General features: G+C 73.5%; 10 protein-coding genes. 1 reads left to right on the top strand and 9 read right to left on the bottom strand.

Annotation, left to right across the window (positions count from 1 at the left end; all coding sequences use genetic code 11):
* The 9 genes from ACFU6K_RS20995 to ACFU6K_RS20955 form a co-directional block, all read right to left on the bottom strand.
* The coding region (locus tag ACFU6K_RS20995) for a transketolase family protein (protein ID WP_380665136.1) at positions 1-895 on the bottom strand (895 nt) is incomplete at its 3' end.
* Complete coding sequence (locus ACFU6K_RS20990) at positions 892-1,710, bottom strand: transketolase (protein ID WP_380665134.1); 819 nt, start codon at positions 1,708-1,710, stop codon at positions 892-894. The genes ACFU6K_RS20995 and ACFU6K_RS20990, both read right to left, overlap by 4 nt.
* Positions 1,707-3,560 carry a M20/M25/M40 family metallo-hydrolase gene (locus ACFU6K_RS20985; protein ID WP_380665132.1) on the bottom strand — a complete coding sequence of 618 codons (1,854 nt, stop codon included), beginning with the start codon at positions 3,558-3,560 and terminating at the stop codon, positions 1,707-1,709. The genes ACFU6K_RS20990 and ACFU6K_RS20985 overlap by 4 nt, the downstream gene beginning before the upstream one ends.
* On the bottom strand, positions 3,557-4,609 hold the full coding sequence (gene argC / locus ACFU6K_RS20980) for an N-acetyl-gamma-glutamyl-phosphate reductase (RefSeq protein WP_380665130.1): 1,053 nt from the start codon (positions 4,607-4,609) through the stop codon (positions 3,557-3,559). The genes ACFU6K_RS20985 and argC overlap by 4 nt, the downstream gene beginning before the upstream one ends.
* A complete protein-coding gene (locus ACFU6K_RS20975) occupies positions 4,602-5,921 on the bottom strand; it encodes a DegT/DnrJ/EryC1/StrS family aminotransferase (protein WP_380665127.1) in 1,320 nt (439 codons plus the stop codon). The genes argC and ACFU6K_RS20975 overlap by 8 nt, the downstream gene beginning before the upstream one ends.
* Positions 5,921-6,550, bottom strand: a complete 630-nt coding sequence (locus ACFU6K_RS20970; RefSeq protein ID WP_380665125.1) for a degT/DnrJ/EryC1/StrS aminotransferase — start codon at positions 6,548-6,550, stop codon at positions 5,921-5,923. Before ACFU6K_RS20970 ends, ACFU6K_RS20975 begins: the two co-directional genes overlap by 1 nt.
* A gap of 14 nt (positions 6,551-6,564) precedes the next feature.
* Positions 6,565-7,434: a RimK family alpha-L-glutamate ligase gene (locus ACFU6K_RS20965; protein WP_380665123.1), complete on the bottom strand. Its 870-nt coding sequence runs from the start codon at positions 7,432-7,434 to the stop codon at positions 6,565-6,567.
* Positions 7,431-7,619: a lysine biosynthesis protein LysW gene (locus ACFU6K_RS20960; protein WP_049648974.1), complete on the bottom strand. Its 189-nt coding sequence runs from the start codon at positions 7,617-7,619 to the stop codon at positions 7,431-7,433. The genes ACFU6K_RS20965 and ACFU6K_RS20960 overlap by 4 nt, the downstream gene beginning before the upstream one ends.
* A gap of 116 nt (positions 7,620-7,735) precedes the next feature.
* Positions 7,736-7,894 (bottom strand): hypothetical protein, encoded by a 159-nt coding sequence (locus ACFU6K_RS20955; protein WP_380665121.1) that lies wholly within the window; start codon positions 7,892-7,894, stop codon positions 7,736-7,738.
* 138 nt (positions 7,895-8,032) lie between these two features.
* On the opposite strand from ACFU6K_RS20955, the gene ACFU6K_RS20950 reads away from it, so the two are divergent.
* Positions 8,033-9,079 carry a LuxR C-terminal-related transcriptional regulator gene (locus ACFU6K_RS20950; RefSeq protein WP_380665119.1) on the top strand — a complete coding sequence of 349 codons (1,047 nt, stop codon included), beginning with the start codon at positions 8,033-8,035 and terminating at the stop codon, positions 9,077-9,079.
* Positions 9,080-9,097: the final 18 nt, after the last annotated feature.

Here is a 9,097-nt window from a genome sequence, read left to right as displayed (position 1 = left end):
CCACCGCGGCGAGCACGGCGGGCAGCGAGAGCCCGACCGCGGCCATGACCTCCTCGTGGTCGCCGCCGGTGGAGGGCCAGGTCAGGTCCGCGCTCGCCGCGGTGACCTCGCACTCGGGCATCAGCAGCGCGAGCGCCTCGGCCGCCCCGCCCTGGGCTCGGTGCTCCTCGACCACGACGAACCGCCGGTGGTGGCGGGAGAGTTCGGCCGCGGCGCGGGCCAGGTTCCCGTGGTCCAGGTAGACCAGGTGGGCGTGGCCGGTGCCGGGGCGGGCCTCCCGCGCGGCCAGCGCCAGGCGGGTGCCCTCCTCCCCCACCGACACCAGGCAGACCTCGCCCGGCTCGGCCCGGTGCTCCCAGGTGACCAGCGGCGCCCGCTCGCCCTCCCAGTCGAGCGAGCGGTACTGGGCGTTGCGCCCGGTGCGGATGTAGTGCGGCCGGCCGGAGCGCACGGCCTCGCGGACCACCGCGCGCATCTCCGCCTCCCCGTAGGGGGCGGCGATGACCACGCCCGGGATGCTGCGCAGGACGGCGAGGTCCTCCAGGCAGTGGTGGGTGGTGCCGAACCAGGCGCCGGAGACGCCCGCGTACGGCGCCACCACGGTGACCCCGGCGTTCAGGTAGCCCAGCGTCAGTTTGAGGCTCTCCGCCGCGCGCAGCGCCGCGAAGGGCGCGAAGGTGCTGACGAAGGGCTTGTACCCGCCCGCGGCGAGGCCCGCCGCCATGTCGACCATGGCGCCCTCGGCGATGCCGAGGTTGAAGAAGCGGTCGGGGTGGGCGGCCTGGAACGGGTGGCCCTTGCCGCCGAGGTCCGCCTCCAGGCAGAGGATGGTGTCGTCCTCGGCGGCGAGCCCGGTCAGCTCGTCGCGGTAGGCGTCACGGCCCGAGAGGGTCATCGGATCGCTCGCTTCCACTTGGCGGCGCGCGTGGCGTCGATGGTCACGTAGTGGGAGCCGGCCTTGCCCTCCACGGCGGGCACGCCCTTCCCCTTGACGGTGTTCGCGATGACGGCCAGCGGCCTGCGGGCCCCGGCCCGGTCCCCGGCGAACAGCGCGGTGAGCGCCGCCAGGTCGTGCCCGTCGGTCTCGGCGACCTCGAACCCGAAGGCGGCGAACCGCTCGGCGAGCCGGGGCAGCGGCGAGATGTCGGCCACCATGCCGTCGTTCTGGCCGCCGTTGCGGTCGACCACCAGCACGAAGTTGCCCAGTTCCTGGGCCACGGCGACCTGGCAGGTCTCCCAGACCAGGCCCTCCTGGAGCTCGCCGTCGCCGGCGACGGCGATGCCGAGCCCGCTCCGGCCGCCGATCCGGCGGGCCATCGCCCAGCCGGCGGCGTACGGGACGCCGTGGCCGAGGCTCCCGGTGGGGAAGCGCACGCCCGGGACCTTGGGGCCCGGGTGGCCGGTGAACGGCTCGCCCGCCAGGCCGTAGCGCGGGCTCGGGTCCTCCGGGAGGACGCCGCTGACGTGCAGGGCCGCGTAGAGCCCGGCGGCGGCGTGGCCCTTGCTGAGCACGACCTCCGTGCCGTCCCCGGCCGAGGCCCGGTGCAGCGCGGCGATCAGGATGTCCAGGACGGACAGGCTGCCGCCGAGGTGGCAGCCGCGCGGCCCGGCGGCCATGTCGACCACCAGCCGGCGGGCCCGTACGGCCCGGTCGGCCAGGGTGGCCGGCAGGTCGTCCGCGGTCTGCGGCGGGGCGAGCACGGTGCTCATCGACGGCTCCCCTCGGGCAGGGCGAACCACCGGTTGACGGCGTCCGCGAGCAGCGAGCGGGCGGTGCGGTACTCCATGGCGCCGATCCGCTCCTCGTCGGTGTGGTCCAGCGAGGAGTCGCCGGGGCCGTACGCGACCATCGGCACGTCCCGCCAGGTGGTGGCCAGGGTGTTCATGTCCGAGGTGCCCTTCTTCACGACGAAGCGGGGCCGGATGCCGGTGTCCGCGAAGGCCCGGCTGAAGACCTTGACCAGCGTGCTGGAGCGGCCGCCGACGTAGCCGGGGGTGGCCCGCAGCACCTCGATCTCCACTCCGGGCCGGACCTGGTCGAGCGCCGCCGAGCGCAGCGCGGCGAGGTCGGCCGTGGGCGGCACCCGGAAGTTGAGGATCCCGGTGGCGTGGTGGTGCTCGCGCCCGGTCCGGCTGCTGACCTCGATGACCGCGCTCAGCGCGTCGGTCGCGTGGGCCAGCACGGCCGTCCGGATGCCGCCGAGCGCCTCGATCAGCAGGTCGGGGGCGGAGACCGCGTCCTGTCCGGCCGAGTGGCCGCTGGACACCGAGGCGGTCACCTTGAGCTTGAAGAGCCCGAAGTAGCCGAGCGTCAGCTTCTCCGAGCCGCTGGGCTCGCCGATGACGACCGCGTCGGCCGGGTAGTGGTCGCGGACGTGGAACGCGCCCTTGGAGGAGGAGATCTCCTCCTCGACCGCGCCGACCACGCACAGCTGGCCGTCCTCCGGGATGTCCGCGTGGGCGAGCACCTCCAGGAAGTTGGCCAGGCAGCCCTTGGCGTCCACGCTGCCGCGGCCCCACAGTTCGCCCTCGCGCCACTCGGCCGGCCAGCGGTGCGGCACGGTGTCGAGGTGGCCGAGGAGCAGCAGCCGGCGGGGCCCGACGCCGCGGCTGGCGACGAGGTTGCCCGCCTCGTCGACGGCGGCGTCCATGCCGCGCTCGCGGCACCACTCGGCCAGCAGGGTCGCGAGTTCGGCCTCGTCGCCGGAGACCGAGGGCACCGAGACCACCCGGGTCAGCAGGCTCAGGTCGGCGGAGGGCTCGCGCACCCGCCAGAACCTGGTCCAGTTGGCCGGCTCGGACATGGTGTGCGGCCCGGTGATGGCCACGTCGGCGCTGCCCTCCAGGGCGATCTCGGCCGCGCGGACCTTCTGCCGCATGCGCCCCGCGGCGTACCGCGCTCCGTCGCCCGGGTAGGCGTCGGCCAGCGTGGAGCGCGGGTCGTCCTTGTCCGTCAGCAGTCCGGCGGTGCCGGTGACCAGCCGCAGGTGGTCGGCGTCCAGCGCGTTGGCGAGGACCGCCGCGAGCACGTCGGCGTCCACGTTGAGCGGGGCGCCGCCGTCCGGGTCGGCGACCGGCGCGGAGAGGCAGACCAGGTCGTACGTGTCGAGCAGGGCGTTCAGCCGGGCGGTGTCCACCTGGGCGGGCACGCCGGCCCGGTGGTCGCGGACCACGATCGGCCGGCCCTCGGCGGAGAGTGCCTTGAGCGGCCGGTTGGCCCGCCCGGTCACCAGGGCGCCGCGCGCCGCGACGGCGGTGAAGACGCCGAGCCCGAGGGCCCGGGCCTCCCGCTCCACGGCGGGCAGGGTGACCCGCTCGTAGGCGTCGACCAGGTGGGTCATCTCCTCGGGCGGGCAGTAGCGCACCTCGTCGCCGTTGGCGAGCCGCAGCTGCGGCATCGGGCGGGCGATCGCGCGGTAGTGCGCCTCGATGCCGGTGGCGCCGCCGGCGACCAGGAGCACCCGGGCGCCCCGGGCCACCAGGTCGGCCAGCTCCTTGTGGATCGTGCCGTGGTCGAGCGTGGCGCTGCCGACCTTGATCACGTACAGCGGACGGCTCACGGCGACACCGCCGTGGTGGGCAGTCCGGTCGTCTCGTCCAGGCCGGAGATCAGGTTCATCGCCTGGATCGCCTGGCCGGCCGCGCCCTTGATCAGGTTGTCCAGGGCCGCCACCGCGACGCACTGGTCGCCGCGCACCGCGACCGCCACCTCGGCGACGTTCGAGCCGACGACCGCCTTGAGCATCGGGAAGTCCTGCGCCGCCTTGGGGGCCGGCCGGACCCGGACGAAGGGCTTGCCGAGGTACGCCTTGGCATAGGCCCGCTTGACGTCCAACGCCGTGACACCGTCCCGCAGTTCGGTGTACGCGGTGACCATGATGCCGCGCGACACGTCGAGGCTGTGGGTGGAGAACCGCAGGTCCACGGCCGCGCCGGTGAGGTCCGCGATCGCCTGCTGGACCTCCGGGGCGTGCCGGTGCCCGTGCAGCTTGTGCACCCGGATGTTGCCGCTGCGCTCGGCGTGCGGCTCGCCGCCGCCGCGACCGCTCCCGGTGGAGCCGGTCTTGGCGTCGACCACGACCCGGTCGGTCGCGAGCGAGGCGGCGAACATCGGGTAGAGCGCGTAGATGGTGGTGACGGCCATGCAGCCGGGCAGGCTGATGAACCGCTCCTGCGGGACCTCGGGGCTCAACTCCGGGATGTAGTAGGCGAAATCCTCGCTCGGCGGGTTCGCGGCCGTCCTCGGGTAGTGGGTGCGGACGTCGTCGCCGTCGCGGAGGCGGAAGTCGCCGCCCAGGTTGAGCACCCGCTTGGCGTTGTCGGCGATCAGCGGCAGCTGCTCCGGCAGGGTGCCGGTCGGCAGGCAGCCGAAGGCGACGTCGACGGGGCCGACCTCGGCGAGCTGCGCCAGCGGCCGGAGCGTCAGCGAGCCGGCCCGGGGGTGGTTGCGCAGCCACGGGTGGACGCTGCCGACCGTGGCGCCGGCGTTGCGCTCCGCGGAGAGGAACGCGAGCTCCACCCCGGGGTGTTCGAGCAGCAGCCGGATGACCTCGCCACCGGTGTAGCCGCTCGCGCCGATGACGGCGACGCGGATCTTCTGGTCAGCCAAGGCGGGCCGCCTTCTCCCACGGACGGCGGTAGTCGCCGCTCTCGACGAGCTTGCGGATGGCGTCCGGGCGCCGGGCGACCTTCCGGAAGGCGTCCGCGTAGCGCAGGATCCGCTCGTACTCGACCGGGGAGCGCAGCTCGCGGCAGAGCACCAGGGTGCTGTCGAGCATGCCCAGGGTGACCGGGAAGTCCTCCGGCCGGTGGTCGCGCACGGCGTCCGGGTTGAGCGAGAACGGGTAGCCGTTGCCGAAGCCGTCGCGGTGCCGGAACGGCAGGTGGCACGGGATCGGGGTGTTCTGCCACTCGCGGGCCGGCACGCCCTCGGCGACCAGCAGCTCGTGCACCGCCTCCTTGACGGCGTGCACCGGCAGGTCCTCCAGGCCGACGGCCTCCGGGTGCAGGGTGGTCCGGTACATGTTGTACGCGTGCACGTGCCCGTCCGGGACGTGCGGCGGCGTGAACAGGCCGGTCCCCGCCAGGGCCTCGCCGAGCAGGGCGGCGTTGCGGGCCCGGATCTCGTCGTAGTACGGCAGCCGGGCCAGCTGGCTGGTGCCGAAGGCGGCGGCCACCCAGGACATGCCGTAGTCGATGGCGTGGCGCTCCAGGTAGGCGACCGCCCGGCCGTACGCCTCCTCGGTGGCGTAGAAGGCGATGCCGCCCTCGCCGCCGAGCGGGAAGTTCTTGTCGGCCATCAGGCTCTGGCCGGCGGCGTCGCCGAAGGAGCCGGCCACCCGGTCGCCGATCTTCGCGGAGTGGGCGTGCGAGGCGTCCTCGACGAGGGCGATGCCGTGCTTGTCCGCGAGGGCGCGCAGGGCGGGCACGTCGGCGGGCAGGCCGTGGACGTGGACCGGCATGAGCGCCCTGGTCCGGGGGGTGATCGCGGCGGCCGCGGCCCGCGGGTCCATGCAGTACGTGTCGGGGTCGATGTCGACGAACACCGGGATCGCGTGGGCGGCGACCACGGCCTGCGCGGTGGCGATGAAGGTGAACGCCGGGACGATCACCTCGTCACCGGGCTGCACGCCGGCGCCGACCAGGGCCATGTGCAGGCTGGAGGTGCCGCTGGCGGTGGGCAGGGCGTACTCGGCGCCGACGTAGGCGCGGTACGCCTCGGCGAAGTCGGCCACGACCTTGTCGGGCGACTGCCGCTGGGCGAGCATCAGGTTGAAGACGTCTTCCTTGGTGATGATCGGGAAGAGCGTGCGGCGCTGGGCCTTGGGGATCATCGCGCCGCCGCCGAGGGCGGCGAGCTCGTCGGCGAGATCGGCTTCGGTGGGCAGGGGCAGGGGGGAGTTCGGGAAGTCGGTGATCATCAGCGTGCTCCGGAGCTTGCGGCGGCGGGGCGCGCCGCGTGGGTCAGGGCCATCCGTACGCAACCGGCCACCAGGGGGCTCAGTCGGTAGTTGAACTGGACCCCCGGCACCAGGTCCTCGTCGGCCTCCTGCTGGGTCCACATGGTGCGCAGGTCGTAGGCGCCGAAGATCTTCAGCCGCTCGGCCCGGGCCCAGAGCCGCTCGTCGTCGGTGAGCACGGCGGCGGCCGGGCCGAAGCCGAGCCCGCTCAGGTCCACCACCAGCGCGGGGGCGGTGGCGCCGGCGGTCAGCTCGTCCAGCCGGCCGGCGTTCTCGGGGGTCAGCGAGACGAGGTCGAAGGCGGCCGGGGCCTGCCCCTCGACGGTGACGCCGAGCCAGGCCAGGAAGGCCGTGGTGGCCTCGTCCGGCTCGGCCAGGGCGACGGTGTCGCCGTGGCCGATGCCCTGGCCGGCCAGGGCCGCGTGCAGGGCCCCGGTCCGGCTGTTCAGCAGGACCGCCTTGGCCCGGCCGGTCCGCTTGGTCAGCAGCCGCTCCAGGGCGGGCAGTTCACGGTCGCTCTTCTCGATGCTCATGACCACGCCCGAGGTGAGCACGCGGGCGAGCACCGTCGCGGTGTCGAACAGTTCCATGGTTCCTCTCCGGGTCACACGGCCGCGGCCGTCAGCTGCCCCGCCACGAAGGAGGCGAGGTGGCCGGCGACGTTCACTCCGTGCTGGGCGGAGGAGCGGGCGAATTCGGGGTTGGCGTTCACTTCCAGGACGAGCAGGTCACCGGTGGTCCGGTCCTCCACCAGGTCGACCCCGTAGAAGCCGGGGCCGAGCACGTCGACGATCCGGACGCAGAGCTTCTCCATCTCCGGGGTGATGTCGACGCGCCGCACCTCGGCGCCGAGGTGGGTGTTGGTGCGCCAGTCGTCCGAGACCCGTTGGATCGCCACGACCGGGGTGCTCCCGACGACGACCACGCGCAGGTCGTGGCCGGGCTTGTCGATGTACTCCTGCACGATGACGGGGAAGAGCTTCCCCGCGGCGTCGACGGACTCGCGCCCGGCGGCCCAGGCCTCCAGGCACGCGGCGTCCGCGAGCTTGGTGACACCGCGCCCCCAGGAGCCGCTGACCGGCTTGACCACCGCCGGCATGCCCAGCTCGGCGACGATCGCGCGGACCTGGTCGTAGCTGAAGGCGTGCCGGGTGTGCGGGTGGGGGATGCCGTGCCGGGCGAAGAGCAGGGCCTGCAGGCCCTTGTCGTTGCAGGTCTCGATGGTCGACGCCCGGTTGAGCGTGGTGATCCCGGCGTGTTCCAGGCGGCACGAGACGCTGATCGCGTCCCGGTGCGAGAGGTTGCGGATCAGGGCCAGGCCCGGCGGGTCGGTACGACCCGCCACGACCTCGGCCAGATCCTCCATCAGGAGTGGAGTCGCCGTCAGACCCTCCCCGCGCAACGCCCCGAGGAGGAGCTTCTCCTCGGGGCGCAGCATGGTGGCCGACAGCAGGACGCGGCCGGTGGAGGTCACTCGCCCCAGTCCTCTTCCACCTCGGGGGCGAGGTCGAGGCGGACGCCGGCCTCGGACTTCTCGACGACCTCGTGCTCCTGGCCGCAGGCCGCGCACTCGGTCACCTCGCCCCGCTCCCAGGCCTCGTCGACCTCGAAGTCGGTGTCGCACACCAGGCATTTCGGTACGGCAATCGCAGCGGTCATTTCTCTCTCCTTGTGAATGTCGGCGCGCCGATATCCGCGAAACGTGATTCGCAGCACTCCCGCAGGTCGGCGGATCGGCGCTACTGTCCAGGGGTGGCGGATTCCCGCCCGGCCGATCAGGCCCAGCCGGGGTCGCCCGGCAGGAGCGCCACGTTGCTGGCGGCAGCGGTGGGGGCGCTGCTGGGGGCGTCCGGAGCGGCGGAAACGACGATCACCGCGACGGCGGCCATAACGAAGGACGCGAGGATTCGACCCGGGAACCGCATGATCTTCATTTCCACCCCTAGATAGACCTATCCGTTCGTGCTGGGGGGTTTCCCCGCACACAGAGAGAATGCCTGGGAATGGGTCCTTGCCAGAAGAGATCCGATGGCTCAGGATCGTGCACTGCAAGATTCCGAAGGGGGTGGCACATGTGCGACATATCGGACGTCAGTGGCCCGGAGGCGCACCCCGGGCCCTGTGACGAGGGGATCACGTTCTACCGCAAGGCCGTCCTGTTGGGGAGGGCCCCGACGGCGGAGCCTCCCGCCTGCCTCACCGAGCTGGGGCTGCTGACGGCGGCGCTGGGCGACCCCTCGGTCCTGGTGCCGGTCCCGCCCGAGGTCGCCACCACGGCGCTGCTGCACCCGATGGAGCAGCAGATCCTCGAACAGCAGCAGCGGGTGGCCGCGGTCCGGACCGCCATGTCCCAGGTCGAGAGCGTCTACCGGACGCTGCGCCGGGAGGGCCGGGACAACGTCCAGCGGCTCAGCGGCGCGGCGGTGATCGCCGCCGCGGTGGCCGAGACGACCCAGGCGACCGAGCGGGAGCTGCTCACCGCGCACCCGGGCGGCAGCCGGCCGACCGACGTCCTCGCCAGATCGCTGGTCCTGGCCCTGGACGCGCAGAAGCGGGGCGTCCGCCAGCGCACGCTCTACCAGCACTCCGTCCGGGCGCACTACCCGACGCTGGACTACATCAAGGCCGTCACCGAGGCCGGCATCGAGGTGCGGACCGTCGACGAGGTCTTCGACCGGCTCATCATCTGCGACCGCTCGGTGGCGTTCATCCCCGACAAGGAGCTCGAACACCACAACCACGCGCTCAAGATCACCGACCCCGGCGTGGTGCACTTCCTGGCCTCGGTCTTCGAGCACGCCTGGGAGCGGGCCGCGCCGGTCGTCTACGAGAGCGACCAGCAGCGCCCGCCGCTGCTCACCGACGAGACCCGGCTGCGGGTGCTCCAGCTCATGGTGGACGGCTACACGGACGCCGCGATCGCCAGCCGGCTCGGCATCAGCTCGCGGACCGTGGCGAGCCACCTCAAGCGGGTGTCGGAGATCCTCGGCAGCAACAGCCGGGCCCAGCTCGCCTACCTGACCGCGCAGAGCGGCATCCTGGACGGCTCCCCGCCGCCCGCGCGGCAGCCCCGGGGCCCGCGCGAGCAGCCGGCCGGGCCGGCCGGGCCAACGGCGTAGCAGGGCCCGCCGCGGGGG

The sequence above is a fragment of the Kitasatospora sp. NPDC057512 genome (assembly GCF_042802135.1).
GTDB lineage: Bacteria > Actinomycetota > Actinomycetes > Streptomycetales > Streptomycetaceae > Kitasatospora.
This window is presented reverse-complemented; position numbering and strand designations above follow the sequence as displayed.

Coding starts and splice junctions, on each gene's coding strand:
- ACFU6K_RS20970 (WP_380665125.1), bottom strand. CDS start 6,550: ATGGAACTGTTCGACACCGCGACGGTGCTCGCCCGCGTGCTCACCTCG.
- ACFU6K_RS20990 (WP_380665134.1), bottom strand. CDS start 1,710: ATGAGCACCGTGCTCGCCCCGCCGCAGACCGCGGACGACCTGCCGGCC.
- ACFU6K_RS20950 (WP_380665119.1), top strand. CDS start 8,033: ATGTGCGACATATCGGACGTCAGTGGCCCGGAGGCGCACCCCGGGCCC.
- ACFU6K_RS20960 (WP_049648974.1), bottom strand. CDS start 7,619: ATGACCGCTGCGATTGCCGTACCGAAATGCCTGGTGTGCGACACCGAC.
- ACFU6K_RS20975 (WP_380665127.1), bottom strand. CDS start 5,921: ATGATCACCGACTTCCCGAACTCCCCCCTGCCCCTGCCCACCGAAGCC.
- ACFU6K_RS20955 (WP_380665121.1), bottom strand. CDS start 7,894: ATGAAGATCATGCGGTTCCCGGGTCGAATCCTCGCGTCCTTCGTTATG.